The sequence below is a fragment of the Paenibacillus sp. ALJ109b genome, from assembly GCF_010747435.1.
GTDB classification, from domain to species: domain Bacteria; phylum Bacillota; class Bacilli; order Paenibacillales; family Paenibacillaceae; genus Paenibacillus; species Paenibacillus taichungensis.
In genome coordinates this window covers 234914-251091 of sequence record NZ_JAAIFP010000004.1, presented here as the reverse complement: position 1 = coordinate 251091, position 16178 = coordinate 234914, and the positions used below count along the sequence as shown (strand labels likewise).

The following is a 16178-nucleotide window of genomic DNA, read 5'->3' as shown; positions in this document are numbered from 1 at the left end:
GAAGGAGTGCTTAAGTTTATGTCAACATTCAAAAGAGTACATCTAATCGTTATGGATTCAGTGGGAATTGGTGAAGCGCCGGATGCAGCGGAATTCGATGATTTCGACGTCGACACCTTTGGTCACATTGCACGTGAACGCGGAGGATTGAAGATGCCGCATATGGCCAGTCTTGGACTGTCCAATATTAAGGAAATTGAAGGTGTGCCTGTAGCGGATGCACCAAAAGCTTTTTATACCAAGATGCAGGAAGCATCCAGAGGAAAAGACACCATGACGGGTCATTGGGAACTGATGGGCCTGTACATTGATACTCCATTCCGTGTGTTTGCAGACGGGTTCCCGGATGAGTTGATTCAGCGCATTGAGGAAAAAACAGGCCGTAAAGTGATCGGGAACAAACCGGCCAGCGGCACGGAAATCATTGATGAATTGGGCGAAGAGCATGTGAAAACAGGAGCCCTGATTATATACACATCCGCAGATTCGGTTCTGCAAATTGCAGCCCATGAGGATGTTGTTCCACTGAAAGAACTGTATGAAATCTGTGAATTCTGCCGCGAGATTACTCTCGACGACCCTTACATGCTGGGCCGCATTATTGCTCGTCCGTTTGTAGGCGAAGTAGGTAATTTCAAGCGTACAGCTAACCGTCATGATTATGCGCTCAAACCTTTTGGCCGTACCGTGATGAATGAACTTAAAGATGGTGGATTTGATGTAATCGCTTTGGGTAAAATCGCAGATATCTACGATGGCGAAGGCGTAACCAAGTCTGTACGTACCGTCTCCAACATGGATGGCATGGACAAACTGTCCGAAACAATGGATGAAGCATTCACTGGACTTAGCTTCCTGAACCTGGTTGACTTCGACGCCTTGTTCGGTCACCGTCGTGATCCACAAGGCTACGCCCAGGCGCTTGAAGAGTATGATGCTCGACTGCCAGAGATCTTCAGCAAAATGACAGACGATGATCTGCTGCTCATCACAGCTGACCATGGTAATGACCCAACTTACCGCGGCACGGACCATACACGTGAGTATGTGCCACTGCTTGTGTACTCTCCACGGTTCAACGAGGGTAAAAAGCTTGAACTTCGCAGCACGTTTGCTGATGTTGGAGCAACAGTAGCTGAGAACTTCGGTGTGAAACTGCCTGAATATGGTACAAGCTTCCTGAAAGATTTGAAATAGTCAGCATTCTTATCTTTAACTGAACATGGGTAAAGTTCTTGAAACACAAAGTCGGACAGGATGACCGCGGGAGCAGCTTCGGCTGCTCCGATTCCTGGCCTTCATTCAATCATATGGATAACTGGAGGAGATTTAATCATGAGTACACATATTGGAGCTAAACCCGGAGATATTGCAGAAACAATCCTTTTGCCAGGAGATCCATTGCGTGCAAAATTTATTGCAGATACGTACCTTGAAGATGTCGTTTGTTACAACGAAGTTCGCGGAATGCTCGGATTCACGGGTACATATCAAGGACACCGTATCTCGGTACAAGGATCGGGCATGGGGATTCCATCGTTCAGCATCTATGCCAACGAACTGATCAGCGAATACGGTGTAAAAAACCTGATTCGTGTTGGAACTTGCGGAGGTATGCAAGAACATGTACGTGTTCGTGATGTTATCCTTGCTCAAGCTTCATGTACCGATTCCAGCATGAACAAGCTCGTATTTGGCGGATATGATTTCTCCCCGATCGCGTCGTTCTCCCTGCTGAAAGAAGCCTATGACCGCGCAACTGCCAAAGGCATGAAAATCCATGTCGGTAACGTGTTCAGTTCCGATTCCTTCTATCGTGACGACCGTTCTGTGACTGAGAAATTGATGCAGCACGGCGTACTGGGCGTTGAGATGGAAACAACTGCACTGTACACACTCGCAGCTAAATTTGGCGTAAACGCACTCACGATCCTGACTGTAAGTGACCACTTGCTGACAGGTGAAGAGACTTCCGCCGAAGAGCGCCAAAAAACGTTCAACGACATGATGGTAGTCGCATTGGAAACAGCAATTACGCTGTAAAAATCACTTAATTTATCAATATCAATTGATTTTAATCGAAACTTTTGTTCCACGAGCGTAGTGGAGGAACCGGAATCGATTCTGTAGAAGCGAAGCGTTCGCCTTTGTCTCCAAGTTTTCTCCATTACAAAATGGATAAAAAAACTTGGAGACAACAGCGATCGAAAGAACGATCCGGGTCCGTAACGGACTCTGCACAAAGTGTTCTATACAAATCACCCACAACGAAGGAGAGATCATCATGAGAATGGTAGACATTATTGCTAAGAAACGCGACGGAAAAGAACTGACAACAGCCGAGATTGACTTTGTTGTTCAAGGATATACACAAGGCGAAATCCCTGATTATCAAGTCAGCGCTTGGGCGATGGCTGTATTCTTCAAGGATATGACCGATAAGGAACGCGCAGATTTGACGATGTCCATGGTGAACTCAGGCGAAACCATTGATCTGTCTGCCATCGAAGGTATCAAGGTAGACAAGCACTCCACGGGAGGCGTTGGTGATACTACAACGCTGGTACTGGCACCGCTTGTTGCTGCTCTGGATGTTCCAGTTGCCAAAATGTCCGGACGTGGATTGGGTCACACTGGTGGTACAACGGACAAACTGGAATCTGTTGCAGGTTTCCACGTGGAGCTTGAGAAAGAAGAGTTCATACGCCTCGTTAACGAACATAAAGTTGCCGTTATCGGTCAAAGTGGCAACCTCACGCCGGCAGACAAAAAGCTCTATGCATTGCGTGACGTTACAGCTACCGTTAACTCCATCCCACTGATTGCAAGCTCCATCATGAGTAAGAAAATTGCAGCAGGTGCCGATGCAATTGTATTGGATGTCAAAACAGGTGCTGGTGCATTCATGAAGACAACAGAAGATGCAAAAGAACTGGCACATGCCATGGTAAGCATCGGTAACAATGTAGGACGTAAAACAATGGCTGTTATTTCCGATATGTCCCAACCACTGGGTCTCGCTATCGGTAACGCGCTTGAAGTGAAAGAAGCCATTCTTACGCTGCAAGGTAAAGGACCGAAAGATCTGGAAGAACTCTGTCTGGCGCTTGGACGTCAAATGGTATTCCTTGCTGGCAAAGCAGACTCCCTGGAGCACGCTGAGGAGAAATTGAAAGAAGTGATCCAGAACGGTAAAGCACTGGATAAATTCAAAGACTTCCTGGCAAATCAAGGCGGAGACGCTTCAGTTGTAGATCACCCGGATCGCTTGCCACAAGCGAAATATCTGGTTGAAGTACCAGCGGATAAAGACGGATATGTAGCTGGTATCGTCGCTGACGAAATCGGTACTGCTGCAATGCTGCTCGGCGCAGGCCGTGCAACAAAAGAATCCGAGATCGACCTTGCTGTGGGCTTGATGCTCAACAAAAAAGTGGGTGACCAAGTGAAAGCTGGCGAATCCCTCGTAACGATCCATGCGAATCGTGAAGACGTAGCAGACGTAATCGCCAAGATCAAAGAGAACATTACTATTGCAGATCATGCTGATGCTCCTGTATTGGTGCATGATATCGTAACTGAATAATATATCAGGCAAACAAGGTTAACCTTATGCCTGAATTGAATTTAAAGCCCCGAAGCTGTGCATTCCATAGCTTCGGGGCTTTTTCTTATTTATAATGCAAATTATCATACGTCACAACTGAATCTGCACTGGTGTAAATGTAAGGGGTGGATGGCTGATCGACCGGAGTTACCTTCGACGCCCGAATCTCAATGGTGTCCTCGCCATTCACTTGAGCAGAGCCAATGGTGCCATCGATTTGTACCCAACTGTCTGTAGGAAAGCTGTCTGCATTCGGGACATGAATCATCACGCCAAAGGGTGCCGCGTCTGCCGGGCAGCACATCACGAGAAATCGCCCTAATGCAAAATGAGATTCATGCTCCATACTTTTGTCTCGATATACAAACCCGGTAAGGCTGATAGCCTTACCGGCAAATTGTCGTTGGAACATATCGATCGAACCTAATGTCTCGGAGAAGATTTCAGGATATACCTTAATGACCGGTTCTGCATATAACTTCTCTGCGAGTTCGGCAAATTCACGACTGTACTCATCCGGGGGAACAAATTGTACTTTCGTGGCAGGTACAGATGATTCAACATTTGCAGTTTTTTTGGATAGATCTTTAATGTCCAGTTCTGCTGTATCAGGTAAGGGTTCTTTTCGACGAATCTCCGGAGGTCCATACGTTAGGGACATGCCTTTCTGACTGGCCATAGAACTGCCTAGTGCCTGATCCGGCAAAAGAAAACCAAGTATTAATGGAATGGCAATCAATCCATATATCAGCGAGCTGCGTACCCATCCTGAAGGAGGTGGATGCTCACAGTCGCAATGGAGCTGGCTAGTACCGAATAGTCCTTGCCAGGCCATGATGGCGGCAATAGACAAAAACGGAACAGGGCAGCAGAGAAGCAATCGCTGCATCGTCGGCGCCAAGTAATAATGAAGAGAATCCGTTGTATTCAAATGAATGATGTATACAGCGAGCCCGCCGATCCACAGCGCACGAATCAGGTTATGCCATTGGATAGGATGAGATTTGGTAACCGGAGCTTTGGTCACTGTATAACCAGGATGGTTCATGTAATCACCTCTTTTGATCAAATAATACATTCATAAATGCTCATGCCAAAAGGTTAATCAACCACGACCCTGCAAAAACCAAAGCAATAATGGCAAGGCTCAAGCCAATAACAAACCGGGTGCGAAAGGTGGAGAGTAACATCAATGTGCTTTTGAAATCTAGCATTGGACCGAGAACGAGAAAAGATAATAGCGGTCCCAACGCAAACGTATGAGAGAAGGCAGAGGCTACGAATGCATCGGATGTCGAACAGAGAGACAATACATACGCAAAACCCATCATGAAGGCATAGGAGGCGACAGGCCCGTTACCCAGAGAAATGAGATCACTGCGGCTGATAAAAGTTTGAATGCAGGCTGTTATTAGAGCACCAATCACCAAATATTTACTCATATCGACAAATTCGTCACCTGCATGAATGAAAAAGCTGCGCCAGTTTTTATCGTGCACGTGATCATGATCGGCAGAATGGGAATGAGGCTGTGCCATTTTAAATCCGGGATGAGTCTTGACCTCCGTCACTATAGCCTTCGGTTTGCGCAAAGGATTCTGACGGACGAACATATACACCAGACCACCGGTGGCAGCTGCTACAGCAAAGGCCAGTCCCATACGGGCGATCGTAATTTCGGGATGGGAAGGAAAAGCGAGCAGGGTCGCGGTAAAGACAATTGGATTTACAACAGGGCCGCTAAGAATAAAGGTCACCGCGATATAGGGCGGCATGCCTTTATGCATCAACCGTCGAACGACCGGAATCATGCCACATTCGCAGATCGGGAAAATGATTCCCAGTAAACCCGCCACCAGCACGCCTCCAACAGGGTTCTTGGGCGTTAGTTTGCGAATCATTTCCTCAGAAACAAACCATTGCATTAGCGAAGACAACAGCACCCCTATGAGCAGAAATGGAGCGGCTTCGAGAAAAATGCTGATGAATACCGTTTTCATATTTTGTAAGGCTTCACTATTCCATTCTTCTTTCACATTGGGAGCCATCGTGATCAATACGGGAACAAGAAATGCGCAGGGAATCAGGAATGACAGGAGCTTAAGATTGGCTGCCATTTTCATGGGATAGACCTCCAGAACCGGGACTTTGGTAAAATATATGCTTGTACCGTCCGCATCATACTCGTTCTCAGTAATTAATCAACATTTTTACGATTTACATATCTCGACCAAAACTTGTTATGTTGACAAAAGAAACGAGGTTCAGGTATAGTTTATTTTGTTAATCGTAATAATTACTATTAAGTAATGATTATTTTTCAGCCCATCGGTCGAGTGGAAGCTACATAGCATTCCAATTTTTTAGTTTTATGAGGATAAATGGAAGGGAGTAATTGAAATGACAGAACTACAGGTACAACCCCGAGTTCCGGTGACTGTATTAAGTGGATATCTGGGCGCAGGCAAAACGACATTGCTTAACCATGTGCTTCACAATAGGGAGGGCATGCGAGTTGCTGTCATTGTGAATGACCTGAGTGAAGTTAATATTGACGCTGGTTTGATCCGGGATGGTGGTGGATTGTCACGTATTGATGAGAAGCTGGTGGAGATGTCCAATGGCTGTATCTGCTGCACGCTGCGTGAGGATTTGCTGAAAGAGGTGGAGCTGCTTGCACTGGATGGTTCTTTTGACTATATATTGATTGAATCTACAGGTATTGGAGAGCCAGTCCCCGTTGCCCAGACATTTACGTATATTGATGAAGAGCTGGGGATTGATTTGACGAAATTTACGCGGCTCGACACGATGGTAACGGTAGTTGATGCTGCTCAGTTCTGGCGTGACTTCTATTCCAAAGAAACGTTGAAGGATCGGGGGCAGGAAGCCGGGAAGGATGATGTACGGGGGATCGTTCATCTGCTGACGGATCAGGTTGAATTCTGTGATGTGCTGATTTTGAACAAGTGTGATCTGGTATCGGAAGAAGAGCTGCTCAAACTTGAGAAAGCATTACACGCGATGCAGCCGGAAGCCCGACTTATTCGCACCACACATGGGCAGATTGACCCGAGGGAGATATTGAATACCGGACGGTTTGATTTTGAAAAAGCAAGCCAGTCTGCGGGTTGGATCCGCGAATTAATGAAGGAAGAACACACACCCGAGACAGAGGAGTATGGCATTCACTCCTTTGTGTACCATCGGAAACGTCCGTTTCATCCGGAGCGTTTGCTGCGTTGGATTGCGAAATGGCCCGAGACCATTGTACGTTCCAAAGGCTTAATGTGGCTGGCTACACGTAACCATGTGGCGGTGTCGTTCAGTCATGCGGGAACATCCAAGCAGTTGGGACCGGCCGGGTTGTGGGTAGGGGCGATGAGTGACGAAGAGCGACAAATGCATTTTGGTAATACACTTCCGCCTATTCCGGATTGGGATGAGCAGTGGGGTGATCGGGTTACGAAACTGGTGTTCATCGGAATAGACATGGACCGAGTGGAGATCGAACGGACGTTAGATGAGACACTGCTAACCGACGAAGAGATGCTAATGAACTGGCGAGAACTGAAAGATCCATTTCCAGCGTGGAGTTGACAAACGTAAAAGCATGGGCTAAACTCATTAAATAGTAATAATTACGATTAGATAAATCGAAGGAGGCCATTCCATGAGAGTCATTGTAACCTTAGCCTGCACCGAGTGCGGAGATCGCAACTATACAACAACCAAGAACAAGCGTAATCATCCGGAACGGATCGAATTGAAGAAGTATTCACCACGATTGAAGAAGATGACCATTCACCGGGAAACAAGATAATTTTTTTGTCATTTTTACATCGTAATAATTACGAAAAGAGGAAAAACCATGATTCTATCTTCCATGCGTGATGTGGTATTCGGATACGGCAAAGAGCCAGTCATTGACCAACTGTCGCTGGATATCCATGTGGGGGAGTTTGTCGGCATTACAGGACCGAATGGTTCTGCGAAGACAACCATGCTGAAATTGCTGCTGGGGCTGTTACAGCCCTGGAGCGGCACGGTACATATGAATGCACAGTCCGTACGTGGCAGTAAGCTGAACATCGGATATGTACCCCAACAGGTAGCATCGTTCAACAGTGGATTTCCAAGTACGGTGATCGAACTGGTGCGATCCGGATGTTACCGCAAACTCGGCTTGTTCCGCAGATTTACATCCGAGCAGGAAGCCATTGTGGAACGAAGCTTGCGGGAAGTCGGCATGTGGGAATACCGCAACGCCCGGGTTGGCGAACTGTCTGGTGGACAAAAGCAGCGAATCTGCATTGCCAGAGCCTTGGCAGGCCAGCCGCAGGTACTCGTGCTGGATGAGCCGACTACAGGCATGGACCGGCGCAGCCGTGAAGGGTTCTATGATCTGATGCGCCATTATGCAGACGTTCATGGACTGACCATTATTATGGTCACCCACGGATTAGAAGAGATGGGCAACCGGTTGGACCGGACGATTACCCTGGAGCGGCAAGAAAGTGAGGAATGGCAATGTTTGAGTACGAATTCATGCAGCGTGCTTTCTGGGCAGGCGGACTGATCGGAGTCATTGCTCCAATTTTAGGAGTCTACCTGATGCTGCGACGGCAGGTGCTAATGGCGGATACATTGTCCCATGTTTCATTGGCAGGGGTTGCCCTGGGTTCTGTGATGAACCTTGATCCGGTGATCTGTGGATTTGCGATTGCGATTATCGGCGCATTGCTGGTGGAACAACTCCGGCGAAATTACCTGACATATAGCGAAGTACCTGTAGCGATCATTATGACGTCTGGTCTGGCCCTTGCTGTGGTGCTCATGAGTCTGAAAACCAATCTGTCCAAGACATTCAGCTCTTACCTGTTCGGTTCCATCGTTGCAGTTAGTGATATGCAGTTGTGGATTATGGCGGCTGTGTGCGTCATCGGACTGATTTTTTTCATCGTACTCAGAAGGCCACTGTACAATTTGACGTTTGATGAAGAGACAGCTTCCATTGGAGGCATTCAGGTTAAAGGTTTATCCTTTGCCTTTGCTGTCCTGACAGGAATGACTGTTGCTTCAGCCATGCCGATTGTTGGCGTATTGCTTGTGTCTGCTTTAATCGTACTGCCCGCTGCCCTGGCACTGAGATTGTCACGCAGCTTTGCAGCAGCGATCCTTATTGCAGTCGTCACTGGATTAATCGGTATCTTTAGCGGACTAACAACCTCTTACCATTTAAACACACCACCGGGAGGAACGATTGCTCTTATCCTGTTGGTCTTTCTATTGATTGGAATATCAGCGCAAAAGCTGATTGGACGATATAACCGTAAACGTCATCGTAAAGAGAAAAAACAACAACGTGCAACTCTATTCATACATTCAAGGGAGAATACGCCACATGAAATTCAATAAAAAATCAGCTCTTGCTCTATTGTTCAGTCTTACACTTATCGTAGCCGGTTGTGGACAAAATCAGTCCGCTTCCGATTCCAGTACCAGCTCGGCCAACACGCCGGTACCAGCAAAGACTGAAGAAGCCAAACTGAACGTTGAAGTCAGCTTTTATCCAATGTACGAATTCACCAAAAATGTAGCGGGCGATCTGGCTAATGTTCATACACTCGTTCCTGCGGGTATGGAGCCGCATGATTGGGAGCCGACACCACAGGATATTGCGAGCATCGAAAAAGCGGATGTGCTTGTCTATAATGGGGCGGGAATGGAATCCTGGATCGATCAAGTTACGGATAGTCTGAGTAACTCCAAACTCATTCAAGTAGAGGCAAGCCATGGGATTGATCTGCTGGAAGGATCGGAAGAAGATGAGCATGATCACGATCATGGCGATACAACGGACACGCATGATCATGCGGATGAAGCCACAACAGAGGAGCATGATCACGATCATGACGCTGAAGCAGAAGAAGGACATACACATGATCATGATCACGGTGGACTTGATCCCCACGTTTGGCTGTCACCTGCACTTGCCGTGAAGGAAGTACGGAATATCGAGGCTGGACTCGCACAGGCTGCGCCTGAACATGCGGATCAATTTAAGCAAAATGCCGATGCCTACATTGCCAAACTGGAGGCACTGGATCAGGATTTCAAAGCAGCTGTAGCAGACAGTAAACGTAAAGATTTCATCACACAGCATGCTGCATTCGGCTATCTTGCACAGGAATATGGTCTGCAGCAAGTACCGATTGCCGGTCTGTCTCCTGAACAAGAGCCTTCCGCAGCGCAAATGGCATCCGTTATTGATTTTGCCAAGGAGCATCAGGTGAAGACAATTTTCTTCGAAACGTTGGTTTCATCCAAAGTGTCAGAGACTATCGCCAACGAAGTAGGAGCCAAAACAGCTGTATTGAACCCGATTGAAGGGTTGACGGAAGAGGAAATCGCAGCTGGAATGGATTACATCGGCGTAATGCGGCAGAATTTGGAGGCACTGAAACTGGCGCTGAATGAATAGCGTTTGTGCTTCCTAACGAGTTGAATTTACGAAAAAAGAAAACCCATTTGATGCCTGTCATCGAAAAAGGTACAATAATACAACATGCTGAGGAATGGCTGTGCCATTCCTTTGCCTTTGGCCACGCAGAGAGCACAGGGATGTGCTCTTTTCGTTGTTCAAGGTGACGGAGATCATGCGGGGAACGGGAGGAAACGCCTTATGGATTTACATGAAGAACAGGAAGTGCTGTTAAGCCAGCAACCTACCCATCTATGGAGAAGACGTAAGCTCGAGTTAATGCAGTGGACGGAACGCGAGAAGCAGACCGTGGCAGCGAAGAGGACGGAGATTTGGAACGATGTCGAAGTGGATGCTGAACTTGTCGCTGCCTTGACTTTGCTTCACAGAGCGGGCGTACGTACCGAGTTTTCTTGCGCTGGTGTAAGCCCACTCGATGAACCGATAGATCATTCTCTTTATGCCTATGTTACACTTGTACAAAACGAGGCAGCCGATCGATTTGTGAACTTTGCGCTGTCGAAAATGCGGAGCAGATTGCTTGCTACACTGGAGACAGGAACGGGTCGGTATGATCTGTCTTCTTTTTTCATAGGTCATAACCGGAGTTTCTGCTGGTGGATGCAATATTGCGCCGCACATTTCATGGATCGAAACGATTATAGTCTAGCCACGTAGTACAGTGATAGGCATTTTTACTTGGAGGCAAGGGAGGTAGGACCCGATTGAATAAATGGCTCAAAACCATACTGTTTCTGGTGGGTTCAGCGCTACTGACCCGCTTTATACCATTTTCTTCATTGTTCCGTAACCTGGATACGATGATTCACGAATTTGGTCATGCGCTGGTAACACTGTTGTTATCGGGCAAAGTATTGCGCATTGAATTGTACGCTGATCACAGCGGCGTTACATATTCATCTATGCTGACACCAGGCAGATCTATATTGGTTTCCCTAGCGGGGTATGTCACGGCGTCTCTCTTTGCCTGGCTGCTATTCTATCTTTATCGGAAAGGACGGCACATGTGGGGGCTCGGCATTATGACGGGTGTAGCTCTTGTGTCGCTTCTCTTCTATGTAAGGGGAGAATTCGGCATGCTCTGGCTTACAGGCTTTAGTGCGCTGAATGTTGTGATTATGATCTTTGGTGCCAAAATCGCGAAATTCTATTATTTATTATTGGCTTTCCTTACGCTGGAAGAGTCCGTAGTTAGTGCCATGTACGTTGGGCTAATGTCCTGGACACAGCCGTCCCGGGCAGGGGATGCAGCCAATCTGGCTCAGCAGACATTTCTACCAGCGCTGTTCTGGGGCACGTTATTTGCACTGTTTGCACTGTGGTGTGCGAAGGGGGCACTTACGCTCTTTTTCCGAAAAGAGAGCTCAGCCCGCACGTCAAAATCCCGTGGATTACGCGGGCGTAATGTTTAAAAAACAGAGAAGGCACTTCCTTTTATTAAAGGAGAGTGCCTTTTTGTGTGTATTGGGGTCAATCTCCAAGATTTTCCCATAACACATAAAAGTAATAAATTTCTTCCATGATCGCCTTATCATCCTCTGCGGCAACACCGCCCTTCATCCGCGCAAGGGTACCCAGAATATCGTAAATCGTCTCACGCTCCACACTGAACTGTATGCGATTGACGATCTTGTCCCAGGCTTTCATCGCGTAATCGATTTGGGACTTGGCTTCAGTCCATTTTTTGCCCTCAACCTGTTTCTGCAATGTTTGTACAGATTCAAGCAAGCGATCATCAGCACCAAAGGGCTTTTTGAGAAGGGCTCCGCTTGCCATTATCGCAACGAACACAAGAATGAGGCAGATCGGAAGCACATACAGCAACCAGAAACGCGATTTCATTCAATCGCCTCCTTCATGTAAATTTAGAAAGGCCCCTCATAATCGCCCATATCGATTTTTTCGGTGATCTTATCCTTAAATAGATCAATATACAATTTATCGTTAGGCAGTATGGCGGCAAAAGCAATATCCTGTATCGTCACTTTTTGCTTCTTAAGCTGCTCGCTGAGCCAATTTGTATCTTTGTTTCGTTCCTCCAGATTTTGCTTAATCAGCAAACCGTCAATGATAATCTCGGTCATCAGCTTATTCTTAGGAGGATGTATATGCATGTCTTTGGCCGTTACAGGTTGATTCTCGGGTTTCAACACAACTGAGAGACTGCCGTCCGGTTCAAGAATGGCATAATCCAGTGTAGTGATGTCAAATACATCTTTTTGCCGCAGCATCATGGTCAATTCGTCGAATTTTACACGCATTTTATGCAGGTTCTGTTCAAGGATTTTACCGTTCTGGATGATCAGTGTAGGGTCAGAGTCCATCAGTTTGGAGATGGTACGATTTTTCAGCGTAATATACTGAAAGATAATCGTGATAATGGTGAAAATGGTCAAGGCCACAAAATGAATCCATGCCTTGGAGGATAGATCGGTCGCAAATGTACCTGCGATGGAACCGATCGTAATGCCGTTAATGTAATCAAAATACGTCAAGTTGCCCATTTGTTGTTTACCCAGTACCCGGGTATAGATGATCAGGGTCAGAAAGGCGATAATCGATCGCACAGCAACAACCCAAGTTTCTTCCATCATGTATGTATCACCTTCCTTCGCTTCGTCTTACAGATTGAAAACGAAATGCTTGATGTCATTCTTTAATTCCACCCAGCATATTTGTGGTCTATAACAAGCTTTTCCTAGGCTGAATAATCTTATTCTTGAACGCAAAAAACCGAAACCTGGCTAAGTGCTCCAGGCTTCGGTTATTCATTCGATACATAGTTTTAATTCGGTCAATCCACGTAAAAGTAAAATAGAATAGAGGTCATACACCCGAGTACGCCATAAACCCACCATCCACAGGAATAACCGTACCTGTAACAAAACCGGACTGACGTTCATCTGCCAGCCACATCAGCGTGCCTAGAAGATCTTCCGGTTTGCCGAAGCGGCGCATTGGCGTGTGCGCAATGATTTTGCTTGAACGTTCGGTCGGCGAGCCATCCGGCTTAAGCAGCAGATTACGATTTTGTTCAGTCAAGAAGAATCCTGGTGCAATGGCATTTACCCGGATTCCCGATTCGGCCAGATGTACCGCAAGCCATTGTGTGAAATTGTTAATCGCCGCTTTGGCTGCACTGTACGCAGGAACTTTGGTCATGGGCGAAGGGGCACTCATGGACGAAATATTAATGACAGTAGCTGGAACATCACGTTTAATCATTTGTTTTGCGAAGATTTGGGTAGGGATGAGGGACCCGACAAAATTCAGATCCATTACCTGACGAAATCCCTCGACACTTACATCAAAAAAAGTAGTGATATCCGGCTGCTCCAAATCTTCCTGTCTGAAAATTTCATTCGTAGTATTGGCACTGGCATTGTTGCCACCCGCTCCGTTAATAAGGATATCGCAAGGGCCAAGCTTCTCTTGAACAACAGCTGCTGCCGCTATTACACTATCGGCCTGGGTCACATCACAAGCTACAGCGATCGCTTTTCCACCCGTAGCCTCGATTGCTGCAACGACTTCTTCCCCTTTGGATACGGTACGGTTCAGAATGGCTACACTTGCGCCATGTCGCGCGAGCTCTTCAGCCATAGAACGACATAGAACACCTGCTCCGCCAGTAATTACAGCTACTCTACCTTCCAGACGGCTTGATCTTACTTTGGCAAAGTCACTCATGCTTTTGACCTCCTTTGCAGGGAGTCCCAGACGCCCCACAGATACATAATTCCGAGAGCCCGATCATAGAGTCCATATCCTGGTCTGCATTGTTCTCCCCAGAGATGACGTCCATGGTCCGGTCGTGCATAACCTTCAAATCCAATATCGTGATAGGCTTCCACAACACCGGCAATATCGACATTTCCATCCTGACTGCGGTGAGATGTCTCGATAAAGTCTCCATTATCGTAGATTTTGACATTACGGATATGGGCAAAAGGAATACGGTCCTTGAACTCGTGGATCATACCGATAATATCATTGTTCGGATTGGCTCCAAGAGAGCCGCTGCACAACGTTACACTATTGTAAGGGCTATCATACAAGTTCAGATATCTGCGAACATTGTCTTGGCTCGTAATAATCTTTGGCAGTCCAAAGATTGGCCAAGGCGGATCATCCGGATGAATGGCCATTCGAATACCTAACCGTTCAGCAGTAGGAATGATCTCCTGCAGGAAATAACGAGCGTGTTCCCACATATCTTCCTCTGTTACATCCTTATAGGCTTCGAACAGACCTGTTAAATACTGCAATCGTTCCGGTTCCCAGCCAGGCATCGTCAATGCGGAATTTTCAGTAATGCGTCGAACCAATTCCAGCGGTTCAATATCGGCGATTTTGCTGTTCTCGTAGAAGAGGGCGGTAGAGCCATCTTCCATCTCCTTATGCAAATCGGTACGCAGCCAATCAAAGATAGGCATGAAGTTGTAACAGATCACTTTAACGCCTACCTGGGCGAGTTTTTCCATCGTTTTTTTGTAATTTTCAATATATTGATCACGTGTAGGCAGACCGAGCTTGATGTCTTCATGAATATTAACACTCTCAACGACATCCAGATGTAACCCGGCTTGATCGGCAGCAGCTTTGACTGCCAGAATTTTGTCCATGGGCCATTCCTCACCTGCCGGAACATCATGCAGCGCCCATACAATGCCTTCGACTCCGGGAATCTGCCGGATGTGGTCAAGTGTTACGGTATCATTGCCTTCTCCAAACCAGCGAAAAACCATTCTCATCACATTCACCTCATCAAGATTAGTTTAAAGAACAGGTAGATCCATCATCATTGAAAATAGGAAGGGTATGTATCCCGCAGGACAGCCAGATCCGTAACGGTCAAATGCAGATGTTCCTGCATCATGTGCTCCGCCGTTTGGGCATCGTGCTGTTGTATCGCCTGAACCATGGATCGATGCTGTTCGAGCAAGTGATCCCAATGATGATCCGAAGACAGACGGAGCATTCGGCTCCGGTTCAGATGCACGTTCATATGCTGGATCACGGACCAGGTGTTTTTTTTGTTACAGCCTGCAAAGAGAGTACTATGGAATTCCTCATCCAATCCGAACATTCGCTCATCATCCGGTTCAAGTATGCATTCCTGCTGCTGTGCAAGGTTCTGCTCCAATATTTTCATGTGTTCATCTGGAAATTGCACACACGCGAGCCGTATGACGGCACGCTCAAGCTGCTCACGCATGAAACGTGCTTCCTCCACGAGATCAACCTGAATCAGAGAAACATAGGTACCTCGCTGCGGATAGACTTCCAGCAGACCTTCCTGCGCTAATCGGACAAAGCTTTCTCGAACAGGGGTCCGACTTACATTGAACTCAAGCGAGATCTCTTTCTCCGAGATGGCGGTACCGGGAGGCAACTTCAAACTCAGAATCAGCTGCTTCAACGTCGTATAGACCGCCTCACGAGAAGAGAATGCCTGTTTGTTCAGAGAAGACGGGTTTATTAAGGACGATAATAATTCGGCTTTGGACGAAGACCTAGGGGGAAATTCCATAATCTCAACTCCTTCAAGAATATACTACCATACTTGTATGGTAGTATGGAAGCGCTTTATATAAGTTATTCTAAAATCTAGCTCACATGGCTTGCTGTTAGCGGGATGCTGGGGTAAACTATAGTCATTAGGTTCAAATGTTTAAACCAACAGACATGACAATTGTGATATCTGTAGAACATATAGAGGTGAAACTATGGGACAAAAAGCGATATCTATTTTTCAAACCTGCATCCCCTTATTCCAGGTACTTAGCGACAATCACCGTCAGGCAATTTTACTTGCTCTTAGTGAGAAGGGCAGCATGACAGTGAATGAAATTACAGAACAGTTCAACCTGTCACGGCCTGCTATATCTCATCATCTCAAGTTATTGCTTGAAAAAGGGCTCATCTCCGTAGAACAGAAAGGTACACAGCGATATTATTCCGCTTCATTAAGGTCCTCTGTAGAACTATTGAAGGAACTGGTTGGGGCGTTGGAAGAAGAGTGCTTATAGGCAGGAATTGTTAACATGCCTAGGCATGTGGGCT

The 16178-nt window shown here is 46.7% G+C and carries 18 protein-coding genes; 11 read left to right on the top strand and 7 right to left on the bottom strand.

What is annotated here, in order from left to right; translation table 11 throughout:
- Positions 1-18 precede the first annotated feature (18 nt).
- From deoB to G3352_RS04230, 3 genes are all read left to right on the top strand, one after another.
- On the top strand, positions 19-1197 hold the full coding sequence (gene deoB / locus G3352_RS04240; RefSeq protein ID WP_163754120.1) for a phosphopentomutase: 1179 nt from the start codon (positions 19-21) through the stop codon (positions 1195-1197).
- A gap of 138 nt (positions 1198-1335) precedes the next feature.
- On the top strand, positions 1336-2043 hold the full coding sequence (gene deoD, locus G3352_RS04235; RefSeq protein ID WP_076288673.1) for a purine-nucleoside phosphorylase: 708 nt from the start codon (positions 1336-1338) through the stop codon (positions 2041-2043).
- A 241-nt stretch (positions 2044-2284) separates the two neighbouring features.
- Entirely contained in the window at positions 2285-3586 is a 1302-nt protein-coding gene (locus G3352_RS04230; RefSeq protein WP_113054643.1) for a pyrimidine-nucleoside phosphorylase, read from the top strand.
- An 85-nt stretch (positions 3587-3671) separates the two neighbouring features.
- Here the strand turns inward: G3352_RS04230 and G3352_RS04225 are convergent, their stop codons facing one another.
- Entirely contained in the window at positions 3672-4655 is a 984-nt protein-coding gene (locus tag G3352_RS04225; RefSeq protein WP_163754117.1) for a TIGR03943 family putative permease subunit, read from the bottom strand.
- Between the two features lie 40 nt (positions 4656-4695).
- Positions 4696-5730, bottom strand: a complete 1035-nt coding sequence (locus G3352_RS04220; protein ID WP_163754115.1) for a permease — start codon at positions 5728-5730, stop codon at positions 4696-4698.
- A 277-nt stretch (positions 5731-6007) separates the two neighbouring features.
- On the opposite strand from G3352_RS04220, the gene G3352_RS04215 reads away from it, so the two are divergent.
- The 7 genes from G3352_RS04215 to G3352_RS04185 all read left to right on the top strand — a co-directional run bounded on the left by G3352_RS04215 (position 6008) and on the right by G3352_RS04185 (position 11524).
- Positions 6008-7207: a GTP-binding protein gene (locus G3352_RS04215; protein ID WP_163754112.1), complete on the top strand. Its 1200-nt coding sequence runs from the start codon at positions 6008-6010 to the stop codon at positions 7205-7207.
- A gap of 73 nt (positions 7208-7280) precedes the next feature.
- Complete coding sequence (gene rpmG / locus G3352_RS04210) at positions 7281-7430, top strand: 50S ribosomal protein L33 (RefSeq protein ID WP_024631975.1); 150 nt, start codon at positions 7281-7283, stop codon at positions 7428-7430.
- Between the two features lie 48 nt (positions 7431-7478).
- Positions 7479-8186 carry a metal ABC transporter ATP-binding protein gene (locus G3352_RS04205; RefSeq protein ID WP_090898292.1) on the top strand — a complete coding sequence of 236 codons (708 nt, stop codon included), beginning with the start codon at positions 7479-7481 and terminating at the stop codon, positions 8184-8186.
- Positions 8132-9025 (top strand): metal ABC transporter permease, encoded by an 894-nt coding sequence (locus G3352_RS04200; protein ID WP_163754109.1) that lies wholly within the window; start codon positions 8132-8134, stop codon positions 9023-9025. The genes G3352_RS04205 and G3352_RS04200 overlap by 55 nt, the downstream gene beginning before the upstream one ends.
- A complete protein-coding gene (locus tag G3352_RS04195; RefSeq protein WP_163754106.1) occupies positions 9012-10091 on the top strand; it encodes a metal ABC transporter substrate-binding protein in 1080 nt (359 codons plus the stop codon). Before G3352_RS04200 ends, G3352_RS04195 begins: the two co-directional genes overlap by 14 nt.
- 201 nt (positions 10092-10292) lie before the next feature.
- The gene (locus G3352_RS04190) at positions 10293-10769 is read left to right on the top strand and encodes a hypothetical protein (protein ID WP_163754103.1); all 477 of its coding nucleotides are present in this window, start codon (positions 10293-10295) and stop codon (positions 10767-10769) included.
- 47 nt (positions 10770-10816) lie between these two features.
- The gene (locus G3352_RS04185; protein ID WP_076288681.1) at positions 10817-11524 is read left to right on the top strand and encodes a M50 family metallopeptidase; all 708 of its coding nucleotides are present in this window, start codon (positions 10817-10819) and stop codon (positions 11522-11524) included.
- 58 nt (positions 11525-11582) lie between these two features.
- Here G3352_RS04185 and G3352_RS04180 read toward each other — a convergent pair whose 3' ends face one another.
- From G3352_RS04180 to G3352_RS04160, 5 genes are all read right to left on the bottom strand, one after another.
- Complete coding sequence (locus G3352_RS04180; RefSeq protein ID WP_163754099.1) at positions 11583-11954, bottom strand: DUF4363 family protein; 372 nt, start codon at positions 11952-11954, stop codon at positions 11583-11585.
- 23 nt (positions 11955-11977) lie between these two features.
- Positions 11978-12706 carry a DUF421 domain-containing protein gene (locus G3352_RS04175; RefSeq protein WP_163754096.1) on the bottom strand — a complete coding sequence of 243 codons (729 nt, stop codon included), beginning with the start codon at positions 12704-12706 and terminating at the stop codon, positions 11978-11980.
- A gap of 232 nt (positions 12707-12938) precedes the next feature.
- The gene (locus tag G3352_RS04170; protein ID WP_163754094.1) at positions 12939-13802 is read right to left on the bottom strand and encodes an SDR family oxidoreductase; all 864 of its coding nucleotides are present in this window, start codon (positions 13800-13802) and stop codon (positions 12939-12941) included.
- Positions 13799-14866: a mannonate dehydratase gene (uxuA, locus tag G3352_RS04165; protein ID WP_063563883.1), complete on the bottom strand. Its 1068-nt coding sequence runs from the start codon at positions 14864-14866 to the stop codon at positions 13799-13801. Before uxuA ends, G3352_RS04170 begins: the two co-directional genes overlap by 4 nt.
- Before the next feature lie 47 nt (positions 14867-14913).
- Positions 14914-15645 (bottom strand): GntR family transcriptional regulator, encoded by a 732-nt coding sequence (locus G3352_RS04160; protein WP_163754090.1) that lies wholly within the window; start codon positions 15643-15645, stop codon positions 14914-14916.
- A 196-nt stretch (positions 15646-15841) separates the two neighbouring features.
- Between G3352_RS04160 and G3352_RS04155 the strand changes: the two genes are divergently transcribed.
- Positions 15842-16144, top strand: a complete 303-nt coding sequence (locus tag G3352_RS04155) for an ArsR/SmtB family transcription factor (RefSeq protein WP_076288684.1) — start codon at positions 15842-15844, stop codon at positions 16142-16144.
- Positions 16145-16178 lie beyond the last annotated feature (34 nt).

Excerpts from the sequence above, each read along its gene's own strand:
- uxuA (WP_063563883.1), bottom strand. The coding sequence starts at position 14,866 with ATGAGAATGGTTTTTCGCTGGTTTGGAGAAGGCAATGATACCGTAACA.
- G3352_RS04190 (WP_163754103.1), top strand. The coding sequence starts at position 10,293 with ATGGATTTACATGAAGAACAGGAAGTGCTGTTAAGCCAGCAACCTACC.
- G3352_RS04180 (WP_163754099.1), bottom strand. The coding sequence starts at position 11,954 with ATGAAATCGCGTTTCTGGTTGCTGTATGTGCTTCCGATCTGCCTCATT.
- G3352_RS04220 (WP_163754115.1), bottom strand. The coding sequence starts at position 5,730 with ATGAAAATGGCAGCCAATCTTAAGCTCCTGTCATTCCTGATTCCCTGC.
- G3352_RS04160 (WP_163754090.1), bottom strand. The coding sequence starts at position 15,645 with ATGGAATTTCCCCCTAGGTCTTCGTCCAAAGCCGAATTATTATCGTCC.
- G3352_RS04230 (WP_113054643.1), top strand. The coding sequence starts at position 2,285 with ATGAGAATGGTAGACATTATTGCTAAGAAACGCGACGGAAAAGAACTG.
- G3352_RS04225 (WP_163754117.1), bottom strand. The coding sequence starts at position 4,655 with ATGAACCATCCTGGTTATACAGTGACCAAAGCTCCGGTTACCAAATCT.
- G3352_RS04205 (WP_090898292.1), top strand. The coding sequence starts at position 7,479 with ATGATTCTATCTTCCATGCGTGATGTGGTATTCGGATACGGCAAAGAG.
- G3352_RS04175 (WP_163754096.1), bottom strand. The coding sequence starts at position 12,706 with ATGATGGAAGAAACTTGGGTTGTTGCTGTGCGATCGATTATCGCCTTT.
- G3352_RS04195 (WP_163754106.1), top strand. The coding sequence starts at position 9,012 with ATGAAATTCAATAAAAAATCAGCTCTTGCTCTATTGTTCAGTCTTACA.
- G3352_RS04200 (WP_163754109.1), top strand. The coding sequence starts at position 8,132 with ATGGCAATGTTTGAGTACGAATTCATGCAGCGTGCTTTCTGGGCAGGC.
- G3352_RS04215 (WP_163754112.1), top strand. The coding sequence starts at position 6,008 with ATGACAGAACTACAGGTACAACCCCGAGTTCCGGTGACTGTATTAAGT.
- deoD (WP_076288673.1), top strand. The coding sequence starts at position 1,336 with ATGAGTACACATATTGGAGCTAAACCCGGAGATATTGCAGAAACAATC.
- rpmG (WP_024631975.1), top strand. The coding sequence starts at position 7,281 with ATGAGAGTCATTGTAACCTTAGCCTGCACCGAGTGCGGAGATCGCAAC.
- deoB (WP_163754120.1), top strand. The coding sequence starts at position 19 with ATGTCAACATTCAAAAGAGTACATCTAATCGTTATGGATTCAGTGGGA.
- G3352_RS04155 (WP_076288684.1), top strand. The coding sequence starts at position 15,842 with ATGGGACAAAAAGCGATATCTATTTTTCAAACCTGCATCCCCTTATTC.
- G3352_RS04170 (WP_163754094.1), bottom strand. The coding sequence starts at position 13,802 with ATGAGTGACTTTGCCAAAGTAAGATCAAGCCGTCTGGAAGGTAGAGTA.